Source organism: Duganella sp. S19_KUP01_CR8 (genome assembly GCF_036688705.1).
Classification (GTDB): domain Bacteria; phylum Pseudomonadota; class Gammaproteobacteria; order Burkholderiales; family Burkholderiaceae_D; genus Rugamonas.
The window spans coordinates 171,730-190,875 of the sequence record NZ_JAQQPR010000002.1 but is presented as its reverse complement, the minus strand read 5'-3'; the positions used below and the strand labels follow the sequence as shown (position 1 = coordinate 190,875).

The following is a 19,146-nucleotide window of genomic DNA, read 5'->3' as shown; positions in this document are numbered from 1 at the left end:
GAATGCCACACCGGCGCCCAGCGTAGAAGCCACATGGTGCGCCGCAATAAGCACGATGCACAAAGAGCTGGCACACAACTTGTAATAGCTAAGGCAAGAGCGGTAAGCAGACCTTCATGCAACTAGCGTGCTAGCAGGCTGACTTCCCCACCCACCCATCATTCAAAGGAGACAGCATGACCAACGCGAATGCGCTTTTGCACCCATCGATCTGGCAGGGCCTCATCTTCAACGGCGACTGGATCGCCGCCCACGGCGGCAGCCACACCTTCACCGAACCCGCGACGGGCGAACAACTGGGCCGTGTAGGCTTGGCCAACGCCGACGACGTGGCGCGCGCAGCCACGCAAGCACGTGCCGCGCAGGCCGCGTGGGCCGCCAGCGACTACAAGGAACGCGCCGCCATCTTCCGCCGCGCCGCCGCCGTCATCGCCGAACACCATGACGAACTGGCGACATGGATCGTGCGAGAGACCGGCGCGATTCGCCCCAAGGCCGACCTGGAACTGCGCGAGGCCAGCGCCCACCTGCAGGAAGCCGCCTCCATGCTCACCCAGCCCAAGGGCCAGCTGCTGGCCTCCGGCAGCGGCGAGATGAGCATCGCGCGGCGCGTGCCGCACGGCGTGGTGGGTGTGATCTCGCCGTTCAACTTCCCGCTGATCCTGTCGATCCGCTCGATCGCGCCGGCGCTCGCCACCGGTAACGCCGTGGTCCACAAGCCTGACCTGCAAACGCCGGTCAGCGGCGGCGTGCTGATCGCCCGCATCTTCGAGGAGGCTGGCCTGCCCAAGGGCGTGCTGCACGTGCTGCCCGGCGCCGCCGAAGCGGGACAGACGATGTGCAGCCATCCCGACATCGCCATGATCGCCTTCACCGGATCGACCGCGGTGGGCCGCAGCATCGGCGAACTGGCCGGCCGCAACCTGAAGAAAATGTCGCTGGAACTGGGCGGCAAGAACTCGCTGGTCATCCTCGACGACGCCGATCCCGACATCGCCGCCGCCGCCGTGGCTTGGGGCGCCTACCTGCACCAGGGCCAGATCTGCATGGCCTCCGGCCGCATCCTGCTCCAGCGCGGCATCGCCGACGCCGTCATCGACCGCGTCGTCGCCAAGGCAAAGAACCTGCCGGTGGGCGATCCGATGAGCGGAAAGGTGGCGCTTGGACCATTGATCAATGCGCGCCAGGTGCAGCGCGTGCACGCCATCGTGCAGGACAGCGTGGCCGCCGGCGCTACGCTGCTGGCCGGTGGCACCTACGAAAACCAGTACTACCAGCCCACCGTTTTGACCGGCGTGCGCCCCGGCATGCGCTGCTTCGAGGAAGAGCTGTTCGGCCCCGTGGCCTCGGTCACCGTGTTCGACACCGACCAGGAAGCGATCGCACTGGCCTCCGCCACCTCCGGCTGCCTGGCGCTGGGCGTGATTACGCCGACGCTGGCGCGCGCCATGTTCATCGTCGACCGCGTGCCGGCTGGCCATGCCCACATCAACGACCAGACCGTACTGGCCGAAGCGCACGCGCCGTTCGGCGGCGGCGGCACCTCGGGCAACGGCGGCCGCCACGGCGGTAGCTCCGACTGGGACGAGTTCACCCAATGGCAGTGGCTGACGGTGAAGACCGAAGCGCCGCGCTATCCCTTCTAACGACACCACCAACAAGGAGACCACATGAAGTTACGTAACAAGACCATCGTCGTCACCGGCGCCGCATCCGGCATCGGCGCCGAAGTGGCGCGCCTGGCGCGCTTTGAAGGCGCCACCGTGATCGGCATGGACCGCACCGAACCTGGCCTGACGCTGGACGGTTTTATCTCCGTCGACCTGGGCCATCCCGCCAGCATCGACACCGCCATCGCCCAACTGCCTCAACGCGTGGACGCTCTGTGCAACATCGCCGGCGTGCCCGGCACCGCCGATCCGGCACTGCTGGCGCGGGTCAACTACCTCGGCCTGCGCCACCTGACCGAAGCGGTGCTGCCGCGCATGCCGGCCGGCGGCTCCATCGTCAACGTCGCCTCCATCCTGGGCGCGGAATGGGCGGAGCGGTTGGACCTGCACAAGCAGTTGGCCGCCATCCGAGGCTACACCGAAGGCCAGGCTTGGCTGGACGCGCATCCCGTGCCCGCCGACACCTGCTACCAGTACTTCAAAGAGGCGCTGATCGTCTGGACCTACGTCCAATCGCAGAAATGGTTCATGCAGCACTCGGTGCGCATGAACAGCGTGGCGCCCGGCCCCGTCTTCACGCCCATCCTCGGCGACTTCGTATCGATGCTGGGCGAGGAGCGAGTGCAACGCGACGCCCACCGCATGAAGCGCCCGGCCTATGCCGACGAAGTCGCCGCCGCCATCAGCTTCCTGTGCAGCGACGAATCGCGCTGGATCAGCGGTATCAACCTGCCCGTGGACGGAGGGTTGGCTTCGACCTTTATCTGATGCCTGCCATCCGCCCGGCCGCGCGTCAGCGGCCACACAACTATAACGAGGAGACAAACCATGCAAGCGAATAAACGCCTGAGTCCAACCCTGCTGGCATTAGCCGTGGCGGCCGCCGTGCCGGCCGCCCACGCCTTCGAGTTCGAGACCGACAATCCCGACCTCAAGATCAGCTGGAACAACACCTTCAAATACAGCAGCGCCTATCGCCTCAAGGATGCCGATGCGCGCCTGCTGGCGGGCGGCTACCCATCGTCCGGCGCCGGCGACTTCACCGGCTATAACCTCGACGACGGCAACCAGAATTTCCGCCGCAAAGGCATCGTCTCCAGCCGCGTCGACTGGCTGTCCGAGTTCGACGCCGGCACCCGCAACCTGGGCATGCGCGTCAGCGCCGCCGCCTGGTACGACAGCTCGTACACCGGCAGCAACGACAACGCCTCCGCCTCCAGCAACGCCGTCACACTGGCCGGCAAAGCCGGCAACACCTTCGCCGAGGGCACCCGCCTGCTACACGGCCGCAACGCCGAACTGCTGGACGCCTTCGTCTTCGCTAAGGGTTCATTGGGCGAGCTGCCCGGCACCGTGCGCGTCGGCCGCCACACACTGCAGTATGGCGAAAGCCTGTTCTTCGGCGCCAACGGCATCGCCAACGCACAGGGACCGGTGGACCTGGTCAAGCTGCTCAGCGTACCGGGCGCCCAGTTCAAGGAGATCCTGCGGCCGGTCAACCAGGTATCGGGCCAATTGCAAGTGCTACCCAACGTATCGATCGGCGGCTACTACCAGTTCGAATGGCGCCCCACCCAGATACCGGGCGTCGGCAGCTACCTCAGTTCCTACGACGCCGCAGGCGCCGGCAGCAGCGCCTTCCTGGTGGCGCCGACCAACAGCGGCGCGCCGGCTTTCTACACCATCGCCGACATGAAGGCGAAGAATTCGGGCCAGGGCGGCATGCAGATCAAGTTCTCGCCGGCCGGCTCCGATGTTGAATACGGTTTCTATGCCGCGCGCTACCACGACAAGACGCCCTACTTCTACCTGGGCTTCAAGCCCGGCTTCCCTCCCGGCGCGCCGTCCACCGTGCAGGCCGTGTACGCGGAAGGCATCCGCACCTTCGGCGCCAGCGCCAGCACCGTGCTGCTGGGCGCGAACGTGGCGGCCGAGATCTCGGTACGCCGCAACACGCCACTGGTCAGCGACCCTACGCCCAACTTCCTGTCGCGCGCCGGCACCGGCGTGTTCGCCGATAACAGCGGCAACCCAGCCTACGCGGTCGGCAACACGGCGCACGTCAACCTGTCGGCGATCTACGTGATGCCGACCAATCCATTCTTCCAGGGCGCTTCGCTGCTGGGTGAACTGGCGTGGAACCGCGCCACCAGCGTGACCTGGCAAGGCTCGCTCGATCCCAACACCACGCGCGACGCCACCTCCGCGCGCATGATCTTCGAGCCGGCCTACTACCAGGTGATCAATGGCCTCGACCTGTCGATCCCGATCGGCGTCGGCTACAACATCGACGGCCGCTCGCGCGCCGTGTTCAACTTCAACGGCGGCAGCTCGCACGGGGGCGACTTCAATATCGGCGTCAACGCCACCTACCACCAGGACTGGAAGTTCGGCATCAGCTACGTGCGCTTCCTCGGCGCGGCTGGCACCTTCCTGAAAAATAATCCGGTCACCAACACGCCCATCCTGAGCTATGCCCAGTCGCTGGCGGACCGCGATTACATCTCCTTCAACATCAAACGCGCATTCTAAGGACAAAACTATAATGAAGACGACCCTGAATTTCGCCGCCGCCCCGCTGGCCCTGGCCCTGGCCTTCGCCCTGCCGCATGCCGGCGCCGCCGTCACCGCCGACGAAGCGGCCAAGCTGCACTCCACACTGACCCCGCTGGGCGCCGAAAAAGCCGGCAACAAGGAAGCCACCATTCCAGCCTGGGACGGCGCCTACGCCAAGGTGCCGGCTGGTTTCAAGGCTGGCGACTTCCGCGCCGATCCCTTCGCCGCCGAGAAGCCGACGCTGGCCATCACCGGCAAGAACGTGGACCAGTATGCGGCCAAGCTGTCCGCCGCCACAGTGGCGCTGTTGAAAAAATATCCGACCTACCGGATCGACGTCTATCCAACCCATCGCACCGGCGGCGCGCCGGCCTGGGTGTATGAGAACACCTTCAAGAACGCCACCCGCGCCAAGTCCATCGACGGCGGCTTCGGCGTGGAAGGCGCGTTCGGCGGCATCCCGTTCCCGATCCCGAAGACCGGCTACGAGGCCATGATGAACCACCGCCTGGCCTGGACCGGCGAAACCACCGTGTTCCCGCTGCGGACCACCATCGTCACGCCCGACGGCAAGCGCGCCACCGCCACCGAAGCCGAACAGACCATCATGCGGCCGTACTACTTCAAGGACGGCAGCCTGGAAAAATTCGACGGCATCTTCCAGTTCGGCCGCCTGATCACGCGCGCGCCGGCCTCCAAGGCGGGCGAAGGTATCCTGGTCCACGACGGCATCAGCGAGGCGCAGCCGCGCGCGATCTGGCAGTACCTGGTGGGCCAGCGCCGCGTGCGGCGCGCGCCGTCGGTGTCCTACGACACGCCGGACTCGGTCACTTCCGGCATCGGCCTGTTCGACGAGGCGTTCATGCTGTTCGGCCCTATCGACCACCATGAGCTCAAGCTGGTCGGCAAGAAGGAGATGTACATCCCCTATAACAACAACCGCGCCGCAGCCGCCAAGATCAGCGACCTGGTTGGGCCGCAGTTCCTCAATCCCGACCTGGTGCGCTGGGAGCTGCACCGCGTGTGGGAAGTGGAAGCGAGCCTGATCCCCGGCAAGCGCCACGTGGTCACCAAGCGCCGCTACTACCTGGACGAAGACACCTGGCAGATCATCCTGGTCGACGGCTATGACGCCCAAGGCCAGATCTGGCGCGGCAACTACACGCTGACGCTGCTGGCGCCGGACCTGCCGGCCGTGGTGGGCAACGTCATGTGGGGCACCTACAACGTGCAGACCGGCGCCTACTTGCTGAACGAAGCTTCGAACGACCTGGCGACCCAGTACAAGACCATTCCGCGCCTGCCGGCCAGCTATTTCGGCCCAGAGGAACTGGCCAACCAGGGCTCACGCTAAGTGAAGGGGCGCTCGATGAACAAGTTGAATCCACACGCGGCCCGCCGCACGGCGCTGGCGGCATTGTTCGCAGCGTTGTTCGCCGCGTGCTGCGCGCTGGCGCCGGCGGCATCGGCCGAAGGCGCCGCCGCTGCGACGGTCGCTCCTGCAGCGTTGACGCAGCCGGCGCTGGTCACGCCCAAGGCCTTGAACGCCGCCATGCTGGCCATCGCCGCCGCCGGCCAGCGGCTGGTGGCGGCCGGCGAACGCGGCACCATCCTGTACTCGGATGATGCCGGCGCCTCCTGGCGCCAGGCCAGCGTGCCGGTCGGGGTCAGCCTGACGGCCGTGCAGTTCATCGACGCCCGGCAAGGATGGGCGGTCGGCCATCAAGGCGTGGTGCTGCACAGCGCCGACGGCGGCGCCACCTGGAGCAAGCAGTTGGACGGCATCCAGGCCGCCGCACTGGTGCTCAAAGCGGCCGCCGACGTCACGCCCCAGGACCGGGAACGTGCCCTGGCCGACGCCCGGCATCTGGTGGCGGACGGGCCGGACAAGCCCTTCCTCGACCTGCACTTCGCCAGCGCCCGCAGCGGCTACGTGCTGGGCGCCTACAACCTGCTGTTCAAGACCGACGACGGCGGCGCCACCTGGCAACCGTGGCAGCAGCATGTCGCCAATCCCAAGGGCCTGCACCTGTACGGTATGCGCGGCGCGGGCGACGCGCTCTATCTGGCCGGCGAACAGGGCCTGCTGCTGCGCTCCACCGACCAGGGGGCCAGCTTCAGCGCCCTCGCCAGCCCATACAAGGGCAGCTACTTCGGCCTGCTGGCCACGCGCGGCGGCGCATTGGTCGCCTACGGATTGCGCGGCAACGCCTACTGGTCCGGCGACCAGGGCGCCAGCTGGAGCAAGGTCGACACCGGCGTCCAGGCGTCGCTGGCCGGCGGCGCCGAACTGGCCGACGGCACGCTGGTGCTGGTCAGCCAGGGCGGCGACGTGCTGCTCAGCCGCGACCAGGGCCGCAGCTTCGCCCCGCAGGCCGGCGCCGCCCTGCCGCCGGCATTGCCGTTGGCCGCCGTGGCCCAAGCCCGCGACGGCGCGCTGGTGGTGGCCGGGCTGCGCGGCCTGCGCCGGGTGGCCGCGCCGGCCACACCGCGTTAAGCGCTAGCGCCCTTCTCCTTTATACGAACATGGCTGGAACATCATGCACACAGATCAAGATTTGGAACAACAGCCGATAGTACGACGGCTACAGGACTTCGACACCAGCTCCGGCAACCTGGGCGAGCGCGCGCTGTTCAATTACCGGCCGCTGGTCATCCTGCTTTGCCTGCTGGCGACCATCGTGCTGGGCTACCAGGCCACGCGCATCAAGCTCAATGCCAGCTTCGAGAAGATGATCCCCAGCGCCCATCCCTACGTGGTCAACTACCTCGCCAACAAGGCCGACCTGAATGGACTGGGCAACTCGGTGCGCATCGCCGTCGAAGCGAACGGCGGCACCATCTACGACCGCGCCTACCTCGACACCCTGCAGCGCCTGAACGATGAAGTGTTCCTGCTGCCGGGCGTGGACCGGCCCTTCATGAAATCGTTGTGGACGCCCAGCACGCGCTGGGCCGCCGTGACCGAGGAAGGCCTGGACGGCGGCACCGTCATCCCGGATGGCTACGACGGCTCGGCCGACAGCATGGCGCAATTGCGCGCCAACGTCGCCCGCTCCGGCGAAATCGGCCAGCTGGTGGCGGCCGACTTCAAGTCCAGCATCGTCTTCGTGCCGCTGCTGGAACAGAATCCGCAGACCGGCCAGGCACTCGACTACGGCGCCATGTCGGAACGGCTGGAGCAGATCCGCGCCAAATACCAGAAGGAAGGCGTGCGTATCCACATCACCGGCTTCGCCAAGATCGTCGGCGACTTGATCGACGGCCTGCAACAGGTGCTGATGTTCTTCCTGCTGGCGATCGCCATCGCCGCCGCTGTACTGTTCTGGTACACGCGCTGCTGGCGCAGCACCACGCTGGTGGTCATGTGTTCGCTGGTGGCGGTGCTGTGGCAGTGCGGCCTGCTGGCGGCGCTGCACTACGAACTGGATCCGTATTCCGTGCTGGTGCCCTTCCTGGTGTTCGCCATCGGCATGAGCCACGGCGCCCAGAAGATGAACGGCATCATGCAGGACGTGGGCCGCGGCACGCATCGCGTGGTGGCGGCGCGCTACACCTTCCGCCGCCTGTTCGCCGCCGGCCTCACCGCGCTGCTGTGCGACGCGGTCGGCTTCGCGGTTCTGGTCAGCATCCAGATCAAGGTGATCCAGGACCTTGCCATCATCGCCAGCATCGGCGTGGCGGTGCTGATCTTCACCAACCTGGTGCTGCTGCCGGTGCTGCTGTCGTACACCGGCGTCAGCGCCAAGGCCGCCGCCCGCAGCCTGCAAGCCGACAGCGCCGACGGCGCGGCCCAGCCCTGGCTGTGGACCTTCCTCGACCGCTTCACGCAGCGCCGCTGGGCCGCCGTCACAGTGGCTTCCAGCCTGCTGCTAGGCGGACTGGGCTACCTGTACAGCCTTAACCTGAAGGTGGGCGACCTCGATCCCGGCGCGCCGGAACTGCGTGCCGATTCGCGCTACAACCGCGACAACGGCTTCATGGTCGCCAACTACGCGGCCAGTTCCGACATCCTGGTGGTGATGATCAAGACCGCGCCCGACCAGTGCACCCGCTACGCCACGCTGGCCAGCGTGGACAAGCTGGCCTGGCAGCTGGAGCAGCTGCCAGGCGTCGACTCGACCAACTCGATGGCGGCGTTGAGCAAGCTGGCCACCACCGGCTACAACGAGGGCAACTTCAAATGGTATGACTTGATACCCAACGCCGGAGCATTGGGCGCGGTGCAGACCAGGGCCCCGCGCGAACTGTTCAACCAAAGCTGCTCGCTGCTGTCGCTGTACGTCTACCTGAAGGACCACAAGGCCGCCACGCTGACCCGCGGGGTCGACGCGGTCGAAGCCTTTGCCGCCACCCACAACACACCGGAGGTGCAGTTCCAGCTGGCAGCCGGCAGCGCCGGCATCGAGGCCGCCACCAATATCGTCGTCAAGCAGGCCATGCACGACATGCTGTTCTGGGTGTATGGTGCGGTGATCCTGCTGTGCTACGCCACCTTCCGCAGCTGGCGCGCGGTGCTGGTGGCCATCCTGCCGCTGGTGCTCACCTCCATCCTGTGCGAAGTGCTGATGGTGGTGCTGGGCATGGGCGTCAAGGTCGCCACACTGCCGGTGATCGCGCTCGGCGTCGGCATCGGCGTGGACTACGCGCTGTATGTGCTGAGCGTGATGCTGACCCGCATGCGCGCCGGCGCCAGCCTGTCCGACGCCTACCTGCATGCGCTGCGCTTCACCGGCCGGGTGGTGATACTGACCGGCGTGACGCTGGCCGTGGCGGTCGCCACGTGGCTGTTCTCGCCGATCAAATTCCAGGCCGACATGGGCATCCTGCTGGCCTTCATGTTCCTGTGGAATATGGTGGGCGCGCTGGTGCTGGTGCCGGCGCTGGCCTACTTCCTGATGCCACCCAAGCCCGCGCGCATGGATGCGGCGACGCAGGCGCAGGAACGCGCCGTGGCCGGGATCCACTGACGCCATGGCTACTTCCGACATGAGCATCGGCGCCCGCCTGCGCCTCGGCTTCGGCCTGATCCTGGCGCTGCTGGTCGCCGTCGTGGCGCTCGGCCTGGTGCACATGCAGCAGATGCAGCTGCGCACCGACCAGATCACGCTGGTCGGCAACGTCAAGACCCGGCTCGCCACCCAGATGCGCGACACCGTGTACGAACGCATGATCGCGCTGCGTAACATGGCGCTGATCGGTTCCCTGTCCTACCTCCAGCCGGAAGCGGAACGGATGCAGGACCAGGCCAGGCGTTACGCCAGCGCCGAAAAGCGTTTGCGCGAACTGCTGGCCGGCGCCGCGACGGCGGAGGAAAGCGCCTTGCTGGCGCAGATCGGCCAGCAAAATACGGCGGCCCGGGCGCCGATTGCACAAGCGATGGATCTGGCCATGCGCAGCGAGTCGGACCAGATCTACACCGTGCTGGTCGAACGCCTGCTGCCGGTCCAGACCCGCTGGATGACAGCGCTGGAACAGCTGGTCCTGCTGGAGACCAGCCAGAGCGAACTGGCCGCCGCACAGGGCCGCTCGTCCGATGCCGGCGCGCGCAGTTGGATACTGGCGCTGGGTGTCGCGGCCCTGCTGCTGGGCGGCCTGCTGTGCTGGCGCCTGACGCGCGGCATCCTCGAACAGCTGGGCGGCGAACCGGCCTACGCGGTCAAGATCGCCGGCCGCACCGCCGCCGGCGACCTGGCGGGGAATGTCAGCCTGCGCGGCGGTGATGCTTCCAGCCTGCTGTTCGCGATGCACACCATGCGCACCGGACTGGCCTCGATGGTCGGCCAGGTGCGGCGCGGCGCCGACCATATCGCCGGAGCGGCCAGCGAAATCGCCGGCGGCCACCAGGACCTGACGAGGCGCAGCGACAGCCAGCGCAAATCGCTGCGCGCCACCGCCGGTTGTGTGGCGCAGCTGGCGGAGGCCGTGCGCGACAACGCCGGCCACGCACGCCAGGCCACCGAACTGGCCGCCAACGCCAGCGCGGTGGCGCGCGACGGTGGCAAGGTGGCGGCGGAAGTGATCCTGACGATGGACTCCATCACCGGCTCGGCCCACCGCATCGGCGAAATCATCGGCGTCATCGACGGCATCGCGTTCCAGACCAATATCCTGGCCCTGAACGCGGCGGTCGAAGCGGCGCGCGCCGGCGAACAGGGGCGCGGCTTCGCCGTCGTCGCCGGCGAAGTGCGCAACCTGGCGCAACGCTCCGCCACCGCCGCGCGCGAAATCCGTACTCTGATCGGCCACTCGGTGAGCCAGGTCGAAGCCGGCAACCGGCTGGTGGCACGCGCCGGCGCCACCATGAACGAGGTTGTCGCCAGTGTTCAGCAGGTCAGCGTCATCATCGGCCGCATCGCCGCCGCCAGCCTCCAGCAACAGGCACGCATCGAACAGGCAGGCGCCGCGTTGCAGGCGATGGAGCTGGTGACGCAACAGAACTCGGAACTGGTCGAACAGGCCACCGGCGCTACCGCCGGCATGCGCCAACAGGCGGCGGAACTGGCGCGGCTGGTGCATACCTTCAAACTACAAGAGGAATTCAATCATGCCTGACATCCTGCTCCATGCCGCAGATTCGCTGCGCCACACCGCGCTAGGTCACGTGGTGGGCCGCGCCGATCGCCACAACACCCACGCCTGGCTGGGACTGCCGTATGCGCAGCCGCCTGTCGGCCCGCTGCGCTGGAAGGCGCCGCGTCCACCTCAGCCCTGGGCGGGCGTGCGCGAAGCGCTGGCCTGCGGCAGGCCAGCGCTGCAACTGGCCGGCGCCACGCTGGAACTGCCTCCCGACCAATGGGGCCAGTTGGCCGGCTCGGAAGACTGCCTGACGCTGAACGTGTTCGCGCCGCAGATGACTTCCGAAGAAGCGCGGCTGGCCGCGCTGCCGGTGATGTTCTGGATCCACGGCGGCGCCAACACCGCCGGCACCGCCGCCACCTACACCACGTTGCGCAACTTGGCCGGCCAAGACCAGGTACTCGTGGTGTCGGCCAACTACCGCCTCGGCATCCTCGGCTGGTTCAGCCTCGACGAGCTGACGCAGGACGACGACAGCCCCGCCGACCGCTCCGGTAACTTCGGCACGCTGGACCTGGTAGCTGCGCTGCAGTGGGTGCGCCAACACATCGCGGCTTTCGGCGGCGATCCCGATAACGTCACGGTGTTCGGCGAATCGGCCGGTGGACTGAATGCCTATACCCTGCTGGCCAGCCCATTGGCCAAGGGCCTGTTTCATCGCGCCATCCTGCAATCGCCTCTGACTGTCAGCTACACGCAGGCGCAAGCCCGCAACTACGCGGACGACATCCAGCCCGGCCACGCCCTCAGCTCGCGTGAGCTGCTGTGCCAGTGGTTGCAGCGCGACGGCCGCGCCGCCGACCGCACCGCCGCCAAGGCCTTGATCGCCTCCATGCCGGCCGCCGACATCGCCGACTACGTGCGCGGCCTGCCCGCCGCAGCCCTGCTGGCGCCGATCACGCCGGGAGCGCTCAGCTTCTACGACGCACCATGCGTGCTCCAGGACGGCCACGTGCTGCCCGCCATGCCGCTGGCCGAGGTGTTCGCCGACCGTGGCCGCTACAACGCGGTGCCGGTCATCATCGGCACCAACCGCGACGAATACAAGCTGTTCATGTCCAACAATCCCGACTACGTGCACATGCTGTTCGGCCGCATTCCGCTGATGCGCAACCGCGCCCGCTACCAGCGCCACGCGGCCTACATGTCCGCCCTGTGGCAGGCCGCCGGTGCGCTGGAACCGGCCAGCGCCATGGTGGCCTCGGGCCACCACGACGTGTGGACCTACCGCTTCGATTGGGACGAGCAGCCCGCAATACCGTTGATCGCGCCGCGCATACTGCTGGGCGCAGCGCACGTGCTGGATGTGGCCTTCGTCCTGCGCGACCTCGATGGCGAGTTCGATCCATTCCGCTGCTTCACCGCCGCCAACCTGCCAGGCCGCAAGGAAGTCTCCGACGCCATGGCCGGCTACTGGACCCACTTCGCTCGCCACGGCGAGCCAGCCGCCGGCCCGGCCAACGCGCTGCCGGAATGGCGGCGCTGGAGCGCCGACGCCAGCGCTGCGCGCCTGATGGTGTTCGACACCAATGCCGACGGCGGCACCCGCATGGTGGTCCACGAGAACAGCCTCGCTTCGCTGAAGGCAGCGCTAGCCGGCGACCCCGCGTTGCACAGCAATCCGCGCGAACGCTGCGAACTATTCGGCCGTATGTTCCTGTGGTCGATCTTCGGCCGCTACGAAGCACCCAATGCGCTGGAGGCCTTCGCCCTCTCCCACGGCTACGCCGGTCCGACCGGACAACTGCGTCCCAGCTACTGGCCATGAACAAGAACGCCAACCAGGGTTTCTTCCAGAGCTACGACGACCTGTGGCTGATCGACGGCCTGCGCACGCCGTTGGCCGACTACTGCGGCGCCTTCAGCCAGGTCTCGCCCACGGATCTTGGCATCAAGGCCGCGCGCGCGGTCCTCAAGCGCAGCGGCGTGCCGGCCATCGACATCGGCTCCGTCATCAGCGGCAGCATGGCGCCGGGCGACTGCTACCAGTACATGCTGCCACGCCATATCGGCCTGTACGCCGGCGTGCCGCTGACAGTGCCGGCGCTGAACGTGCAGCGCATCTGCGGCACCGGCTTCGAGTTGTTCCGCCAGGCCGGCGACCAGATCGCGCTGGGCTACGCGGACGCCGTGCTGGTGGTGGGCACCGAATCGATGACGCGCAATCCCATCGCCGCCTTCAACCACCGCAGCGGTTTCAAACTGGGCGCACCGGTCGGCTTCGAGGACTTCCTGTGGGAAGCGCTGACCGATCCCGCGCCGGGGATCACAATGCCGCAAACCGCCGAAAACCTGGCGCGCCGCTACGGCATCACGCGCGCCGAAGTGGACAAATTCGCCGCGCAGTCGCATGCCCGCGCGCTTGACGCCAGGGCGGCCGGCTTCCACGCAGGCGAGATCGTCGCCGTCGGCAACGAGGTCTTCACGCTGGACGACTATGCGGACCGCCGCATCCGGCTTTCCGGACCGATGACGGAGCTGGCGCAGGACACCCATCCGCGCATCTCGCCGCCGTCGGTGCTAGCCACGCTGCGCCCGCTGTATCCGCACGGTGTGCAAACCGGCGGCAACAGCTGCGCGCTGGCCGACGGCGCGGCGGCGGCCATCGTCGCTTCCGGCGCCTATGCGATGCACGGCGGGCATCGGCCGCAGGCGCGCATCGTGGCGGCGGCGGTGGTCGGCGTGCCGCCCGAAGTCATGGGCATCGGCCCGGCGCCGGCGATCCGCCTGCTGCTCGACCGCAGCGGACTGGGCATACAGCAAATCGGCCTGTTTGAAATCAATGAAGCGCAAGGCGCGCAGATCATCGCGGTGGAGCGTGAACTGAAGCTGGACCGGGACCGTCTCAACATCCACGGCGGCGCGATCGCGCTGGGCCATCCGCTGGCGGCGACCGGCGTGCGCCTGACCATCACGCTGGCGCGCGCGCTCGACCTGCGGCGCCAGCGCTACGGGGTGGCGGCGGCCTGCGTCGGCGGCGGCCAGGGCATCGCCCTGTTGTTGGAGAATCCGCGCTGGCGGCAGTTACAGCACGATGGCGCTCAGTGACCGCAACAGCACGCGCAGTTGCGCATGCAGTTCGCCGCGCTGGTCGGCGTCCAGTTCGGCCAGCATCGCGCGTTCCAGCTCCGCCACCGCGGCGTCGCCCTGGCGCAGCAAGGCGCTGCCTTCGTCGCTGAGGCGCAGATGGATAATGCGGCCATGATTGGCGTCGGCCTGGCGCACCACCCAGCCGCGCGCCTCCATCGCCTTGACCATCTCGTTGGCCGACTGCGGCGAGATCATCGAACGCTCGGCCAGTTGCGCGTTCGACAGTTGCTGCTGGGTATCGAGCACCGACAGTGCCGTGTACTGGGCCGCCGTCATGCCCAGCAAACCGAGGCTGTCGCGCAGGCGCCGGCTCAGCACATGGTCGATGCGGCCGATCAGGTAGGCGATGCCGGTGGGTTTGTCGTGCGCGGCGGAAGGAGGTTTTTTCATCGTGATCCAGAATTCAAAAGAAAGCGTTCGAAAAGCGCTTGCATTACAGCCCAAGCAGCATATATTATAAGTCACGTATCAGGCAACCTGATATCAACCTAACATAAAGTGAGACCGAAATGAGCCAATACGACAACCGCTGGAGCACCGTAAAAGTCGACATCACCGGCGGCATCGCCTGGGTGACCCTGAACCGCCCGGAAAAGCGCAACGCCATGAGCCCGACGCTGAACCGCGAAATGATCGACGTGCTGGAAACCCTGGAACTGGACGCCGAGGCCGAAGTGCTGGTGCTGACCGGCGCCGGCGACAGCTGGACCGCCGGCATGGACCTGAAGGAGTACTTCCGCGAAAACGACGGCAAGCCGGAGATCTACCAGGAGAAGCTGCGCCGCGACTGCTCGCAGTGGCAATGGAAGCTGCTGCGCATGTACAGCAAGCCGACCATCGCCATGGTCAACGGCTGGTGCTTCGGCGGCGCCTTCTCGCCGCTGGTCGCCTGCGACCTGGCCATCTCCGCCGACGAAGCCGTGTACGGCCTGTCGGAGATCAACTGGGGCATCCCGCCGGGTAACCTGGTCAGCAAAGCGGTCGCCGACACCATGGGCCACCGTCAGGCGCTACACTACATCATGACCGGCGACACCTTCACCGGCAAGGAAGCCGCCGCAATGGGACTGGTGAACAAGAGCGTGCCGCTGGCGCAGCTGCGCGAAGCCACCATCGAACTGGCGGAGAAGCTGCTGGCAAAATCGCCGACCGTGCTGCGCATCGCCAAGAACGGCTTCAAGCGCTGCCGCGAACTGACCTGGGAGCAGAATGAAGACTACCTGTACGCCAAAGTCGACCAGTCCAACTACCGTGACCCGGAAAAAGGCCGCGCCCAGGGCCTCAAGCAGTTCCTGGACGATAAGACCATCAAACCAGGCCTGCAAACCTACAAGCGCGCATAAGACGCACACCACGCCAACAACACAGGAGATACGCCATGCTTGAAGCCCGTTTGCTGATCGGAGGCCTGGACCAGGCCTCATCCACCGGCGCCACTTACCAGCGCCTCAACCCGGCCACCGGCGACACCGCCTCGGTGGCAGCCGCCGCCACGCTGGACGATGCCGACGCCGCCGTCGCCGCCGCGCAGGCGGCCTTCCCCGGCTGGTCCGCCACCGCGCCGGGCGAGCGTCGCCGCCTGCTGCTCAAGGCGGCCGACTGCCTGCAAGCGCGCGCGCCCGAGTTCATCGCCGCCGGCGTGGCCGAAGCGGGCGGCGTGGCCGGCTGGTACGGCTTCAATGTGATGCTGGCGTCCTCCATGCTGCGCGAAGCGGCCTCGCTGACCACCCAGATCGCCGGCGAGGTGATCCCCTCCGACGTGCCGGGCCTGATGGCGATGGGCGTGCGCCAGGCCTGCGGCGTGGTGCTGGGCATCGCGCCGTGGAACGCGCCGGTGATCCTGGGCACGCGCGCCATCGCCACGCCCCTGGCCTGCGGTAACACGGTGGTGCTCAAGTCGTCCGAGGTGTGCCCCGCCGTGCACCGCCTGATCGGCAAGGTGTTCGAGGACGCGGGCTTCCCGCCCGGCGTGGTCAACGTCATCAGCAACGCGCCGCAGGACGCCGCCGCCGTGGTGGCGCGCCTGATCGCCCATCCGGCCGTCAAGCGCATCAACTTCACCGGTTCGACCAAGGTGGGACGCATCATCGCCCAGCAGGCCGCGCAGCATCTGAAGCCGGTGGTGCTGGAATTGGGCGGCAAGAATCCACTGCTGGTGCTGGACGACGCCGACCTCGACGAGGCGGTGCAGGCGGCCGCCTTCGGCTCCTTCTTCAACCAGGGCCAGATCTGCATGTCGACCGACCGCATCATCGTCGACAGCAAGGTGGCCGACGCCTTCGTCGACAAGCTGCGCATCAAGACCGCCGGCCTGCGCGCCGGCAAGCCAGGCCAGGAAGGCGCCGTATTGGGCGGCATGGTCGACGCCTCCGCAGCCAGCCGCGTGGCCGCCATGATCGCCGACGCCCAGGCCAAGGGCGCGCAGATCGTCTGCGGCAGCGCCGCAAGCGACGGCAACCTGCTGCAGCCGGCCATCATCGACCACATCACGCCGGACATGGCGGTGTACCAGGAAGAGTCGTTCGGTCCCATCGTCGGCATCATCCGCGTCGACGGCGACGAGGCGGCGCTGGCCGAGGCCAACGCCAGCGAATACGGCCTGTCCGCCGCCGTCTTCAGCCGCGACATCTCGCGCGCGCTGGCGCTGGCGCGCCGCATCGAATCGGGCATCTGCCACATCAACAGCTCCACCGTGGCCGATGAAGCGCAGATGCCGTTCGGCGGCGTCAAGGCCAGTGGCTACGGGCGCTTCGGTGGCAAGGCCGGCATCGCCGAATTCACCGACCTGCGCTGGATCACCATCCAGAGCGGCCACCGCCACTATCCGGTCTGATGGAGGAGCATGCAATGACGCAGCTCCCCACCACCGCCGCGACGCTGGACCTGTCGCGCTATCGCCCGGTGCGCGTCGGCGGCGCGCCGGTGCGGATCGAGAACGATGCCCAGGGCGCCTGGCGGCTGGCGTCGGAAGAAGCGCTGGGCGCCTACCCAGACCGCATCACCGACTGCCTGGTGCGCGGCGCCGAGCGCCATCCCGAGCGCACGCTGGCCGCGCGGCGCGGGGCCGACGGCGCCTGGCAGCACCTCAGCTACCGGCAGATGTTGGAGCAGGCGCGCGCCGTCGGCCAGGCCTTGCTGGACCGTGGCCTGTCGGCCGAACGTCCGCTGATGATCTTGTCCGGTAACGATCTGCAGCACCTGCAACTGGCGTTGGGCGCGCTGTACGCCGGCATCCCGTATTGCCCGGTCTCGCCGGCAGCTTCCGGCGCCGCCACCGACCACGCCAAGCTGACCCACTTCGTGCGCCATCTGACGCCGGGCATGATCTACGCCACCGACGGCGGCGCCTGCGCGGCGGCATTGGCGGCGGCGGTGCCGGAAGACGTCGAGATCGTGATCGACCACGGCGACGCCGGCCGCGCCAGCACGCCGCTGGCGCAACTACTGGCGACCGCGCCGCGCACGGTGGACGCGGCCAACGCCGCCATCGGCCCGCACACCATCGCCAAGTTCCTGTTCACGTCGGGATCGACCAAGCTGCCCAAGGCGGTGGTGACCACCCAGCGCATGTTGTGTGCCAACCAGCAGATGCTGCTGCAAAGCTTCCCTGCCTTCGGCGACAAGCCGCCGGTGCTGCTGGACTGGCTGCCATGGAGCCACACCTTCGGCGGCAGCCATAATGTCGGCATCGCGCTGTACAACGGCGGCAGCTACTACATCGACGACGGCAAGCCCACCGCGCGCGACTTCGCCATCACGGTGCGCAACCTGAAGGAAATCGCGCCGACGGTGTTCTTCAATGTGCCCAAGGGCTGGGAGCTGCTGACCGCAGCGCTGGACAACGACCCGGATCTGTGCCGCCACTTCTTCTCGCAGATGGAGCTGTTCTTCTTCGCCGGCGCCGGCCTGTCGCAGGCCGCGTGGGATGCTCTGGAGCGCGTCAGCGAAAACCGCTGCGGCCAGCGGATCCGCATCATGGCCGGCCTGGGCATGACGGAGACGGCGCCGTCATGCACCTTCACCACCGGCCCGGTGATGATGGCCGGTTATGTGGGTCTGCCGGCGCCGGCCTGCGAGGTCAAGCTGGTGCAAGTGGAAGGCAAGTACGAGGCGCGCTTTCGCGGCCCCCACGTCATGCCGGGCTATTGGCGCGCGCCGCAAGCCACCGCCGACGCCTTCGACGAGGAAGGCTACTACCGCAGCGGTGACGCGGTGCGCTTCGTCGATCCAGCACGGCCGGAACTGGGCTTGATGTTCGACGGCCGCATCGCCGAGGACTTTAAACTGAGCAGCGGCACTTTCGTCAGCGTCGGGCCATTGCGGGCGCGTGTCATCAGCGCCGGCGCGCCCTACATCCAGGACGTGGTGGTGGCCGGCATCGATCGTGACAGCATAGGCTTGCTGGTGTTCCCGCGCCTGGACCAGTGCCAGTTGTTGTCCGGGCTAGGCGCCGATGCAGATGTCGCAGCGGTACTATCCAGCACTCCGGTGCGCAACCACTTCCAGCAACTGCTGGCGCAATTGAACGCGGTGGCCACCGGTTCGGCGTCCCGCGTGGAACGCCTGCTGCTGCTGGAGGAAGCGCCGTCGGTGACGGCCGGCGAGCAGACCGACAAGGGATCGATCAACCAGCGCCTGGTGCTGGAGCGGCGCGCGGCGCTGGTGACGGCGATGTACGAAGGATCCAGCGCGGCGGTGTTGACCGCCACCTGAACTTATTTGCCTTTGTAGATACCGGCTTCGAGGATGATGTCGCCCTGCTTGACGAAGTAGGTCGACTTCTTCTCGATTTCGCCGGTGGTTGGATTGTTGTAGCGGTAGTCCACCCAGCCCTTGCCTTTGGCCTTGGCCGTTTCGATGATCTCCTTGCGGAACAACTTGCCGTCCGCATCAGGCAGCACCACCATGTTCTTGCCAACCAGCTTGGGGTTGGTCGGATGCGCCAGTTGCGTGCCGTCCATCGCCCGCACTGTCAGGTAGGTGTTCTCGTTGACGAACTCGGGATTCTTGTTGTTGACTTCCTTGATCAGGGCGTCCTTGCCATTTTTCTGCAGGTAGCTGGCGCCCTTGTCCACCATCGCCACGGCGGCGGCGGACGCGTCGGCGGCCAGCGCCGGCAAGGATGTCAGCGCGGTTGCGGCCAGCAATACGGACAGGATAGTATTTTTCATTGTGTCTCCGAAAGTAGTAAATCGCCGCTGCATTGGCGGCAAGTTACTATATCAGTTCTACACTTGGGATCGGTCACTCC

The 19,146-nt window shown here is 67.1% G+C and carries 14 protein-coding genes; 12 read left to right on the top strand and 2 right to left on the bottom strand.

Annotated elements, in window-relative coordinates; translation table 11 throughout:
• Window positions 1-176: 176 nt before the first annotated feature.
• From V6M89_RS02710 to V6M89_RS02670, 9 genes are read left to right on the top strand one after another with little or no spacing between them, the layout of a single operon-like run.
• Complete coding sequence (locus V6M89_RS02710; protein ID WP_332851706.1) at window positions 177-1,646, top strand: benzaldehyde dehydrogenase; 1,470 nt, start codon at window positions 177-179, stop codon at window positions 1,644-1,646.
• Between the two features lie 24 nt (window positions 1,647-1,670).
• On the top strand, window positions 1,671-2,438 hold the full coding sequence (locus V6M89_RS02705; RefSeq protein WP_332851705.1) for a coniferyl-alcohol dehydrogenase: 768 nt from the start codon (window positions 1,671-1,673) through the stop codon (window positions 2,436-2,438).
• Between the two features lie 60 nt (window positions 2,439-2,498).
• On the top strand, window positions 2,499-4,202 hold the full coding sequence (locus V6M89_RS02700; protein ID WP_332851704.1) for a DUF1302 domain-containing protein: 1,704 nt from the start codon (window positions 2,499-2,501) through the stop codon (window positions 4,200-4,202).
• A 13-nt stretch (window positions 4,203-4,215) separates the two neighbouring features.
• Window positions 4,216-5,580 (top strand): DUF1329 domain-containing protein, encoded by a 1,365-nt coding sequence (locus V6M89_RS02695; RefSeq protein ID WP_332851703.1) that lies wholly within the window; start codon window positions 4,216-4,218, stop codon window positions 5,578-5,580.
• Window positions 5,581-5,595: 15 nt separating this feature from the next.
• Window positions 5,596-6,723, top strand: coding sequence for a YCF48-related protein (locus tag V6M89_RS02690; protein ID WP_332851702.1), 1,128 nt, complete (start codon window positions 5,596-5,598; stop codon window positions 6,721-6,723).
• Window positions 6,724-6,766: 43 nt separating this feature from the next.
• On the top strand, window positions 6,767-9,196 hold the full coding sequence (locus V6M89_RS02685) for an efflux RND transporter permease subunit (RefSeq protein ID WP_332851701.1): 2,430 nt from the start codon (window positions 6,767-6,769) through the stop codon (window positions 9,194-9,196).
• 4 nt (window positions 9,197-9,200) lie between these two features.
• Window positions 9,201-10,781: a methyl-accepting chemotaxis protein gene (locus tag V6M89_RS02680; RefSeq protein WP_332851700.1), complete on the top strand. Its 1,581-nt coding sequence runs from the start codon at window positions 9,201-9,203 to the stop codon at window positions 10,779-10,781.
• A complete protein-coding gene (locus tag V6M89_RS02675; RefSeq protein ID WP_332851699.1) occupies window positions 10,774-12,573 on the top strand; it encodes a carboxylesterase/lipase family protein in 1,800 nt (599 codons plus the stop codon). The genes V6M89_RS02680 and V6M89_RS02675 overlap by 8 nt, the downstream gene beginning before the upstream one ends.
• Window positions 12,570-13,853 (top strand): thiolase family protein, encoded by a 1,284-nt coding sequence (locus V6M89_RS02670; protein ID WP_332851698.1) that lies wholly within the window; start codon window positions 12,570-12,572, stop codon window positions 13,851-13,853. Before V6M89_RS02675 ends, V6M89_RS02670 begins: the two co-directional genes overlap by 4 nt.
• Here the strand turns inward: V6M89_RS02670 and V6M89_RS02665 are convergent.
• The gene (locus V6M89_RS02665) at window positions 13,830-14,285 is read right to left on the bottom strand and encodes a MarR family winged helix-turn-helix transcriptional regulator (RefSeq protein ID WP_116988942.1); all 456 of its coding nucleotides are present in this window, start codon (window positions 14,283-14,285) and stop codon (window positions 13,830-13,832) included. The two genes, V6M89_RS02670 and V6M89_RS02665, sit on opposite strands and share 24 nt — an antisense overlap.
• 119 nt (window positions 14,286-14,404) lie before the next feature.
• On the opposite strand from V6M89_RS02665, the gene V6M89_RS02660 reads away from it, so the two are divergent.
• The 3 genes from V6M89_RS02660 to V6M89_RS02650 are packed head-to-tail and all read left to right on the top strand — an operon-like array spanning window position 14,405 to window position 18,608.
• Window positions 14,405-15,238: a p-hydroxycinnamoyl CoA hydratase/lyase gene (locus V6M89_RS02660; protein WP_332851697.1), complete on the top strand. Its 834-nt coding sequence runs from the start codon at window positions 14,405-14,407 to the stop codon at window positions 15,236-15,238.
• A 35-nt stretch (window positions 15,239-15,273) separates the two neighbouring features.
• Window positions 15,274-16,728, top strand: coding sequence for an aldehyde dehydrogenase (locus tag V6M89_RS02655; protein WP_332851696.1), 1,455 nt, complete (start codon window positions 15,274-15,276; stop codon window positions 16,726-16,728).
• A gap of 14 nt (window positions 16,729-16,742) precedes the next feature.
• Window positions 16,743-18,608, top strand: coding sequence for a feruloyl-CoA synthase (locus V6M89_RS02650; protein WP_332851695.1), 1,866 nt, complete (start codon window positions 16,743-16,745; stop codon window positions 18,606-18,608).
• Between the two features lie 2 nt (window positions 18,609-18,610).
• Here V6M89_RS02650 and V6M89_RS02645 read toward each other — a convergent pair whose 3' ends face one another.
• Window positions 18,611-19,066, bottom strand: a complete 456-nt coding sequence (locus tag V6M89_RS02645; protein WP_332851694.1) for a cache domain-containing protein — start codon at window positions 19,064-19,066, stop codon at window positions 18,611-18,613.
• Between the last annotated feature and the right edge of the window lie 80 nt (window positions 19,067-19,146).

Excerpts from the sequence above, each read along its gene's own strand:
- V6M89_RS02710 (WP_332851706.1), top strand. The coding sequence starts at position 177 with ATGACCAACGCGAATGCGCTTTTGCACCCATCGATCTGGCAGGGCCTC.
- V6M89_RS02705 (WP_332851705.1), top strand. The coding sequence starts at position 1,671 with ATGAAGTTACGTAACAAGACCATCGTCGTCACCGGCGCCGCATCCGGC.
- V6M89_RS02700 (WP_332851704.1), top strand. The coding sequence starts at position 2,499 with ATGCAAGCGAATAAACGCCTGAGTCCAACCCTGCTGGCATTAGCCGTG.
- V6M89_RS02695 (WP_332851703.1), top strand. The coding sequence starts at position 4,216 with ATGAAGACGACCCTGAATTTCGCCGCCGCCCCGCTGGCCCTGGCCCTG.
- V6M89_RS02690 (WP_332851702.1), top strand. The coding sequence starts at position 5,596 with ATGAACAAGTTGAATCCACACGCGGCCCGCCGCACGGCGCTGGCGGCA.
- V6M89_RS02685 (WP_332851701.1), top strand. The coding sequence starts at position 6,767 with ATGCACACAGATCAAGATTTGGAACAACAGCCGATAGTACGACGGCTA.
- V6M89_RS02680 (WP_332851700.1), top strand. The coding sequence starts at position 9,201 with ATGGCTACTTCCGACATGAGCATCGGCGCCCGCCTGCGCCTCGGCTTC.
- V6M89_RS02675 (WP_332851699.1), top strand. The coding sequence starts at position 10,774 with ATGCCTGACATCCTGCTCCATGCCGCAGATTCGCTGCGCCACACCGCG.
- V6M89_RS02670 (WP_332851698.1), top strand. The coding sequence starts at position 12,570 with ATGAACAAGAACGCCAACCAGGGTTTCTTCCAGAGCTACGACGACCTG.
- V6M89_RS02665 (WP_116988942.1), bottom strand. The coding sequence starts at position 14,285 with ATGAAAAAACCTCCTTCCGCCGCGCACGACAAACCCACCGGCATCGCC.
- V6M89_RS02660 (WP_332851697.1), top strand. The coding sequence starts at position 14,405 with ATGAGCCAATACGACAACCGCTGGAGCACCGTAAAAGTCGACATCACC.
- V6M89_RS02655 (WP_332851696.1), top strand. The coding sequence starts at position 15,274 with ATGCTTGAAGCCCGTTTGCTGATCGGAGGCCTGGACCAGGCCTCATCC.
- V6M89_RS02650 (WP_332851695.1), top strand. The coding sequence starts at position 16,743 with ATGACGCAGCTCCCCACCACCGCCGCGACGCTGGACCTGTCGCGCTAT.
- V6M89_RS02645 (WP_332851694.1), bottom strand. The coding sequence starts at position 19,066 with ATGAAAAATACTATCCTGTCCGTATTGCTGGCCGCAACCGCGCTGACA.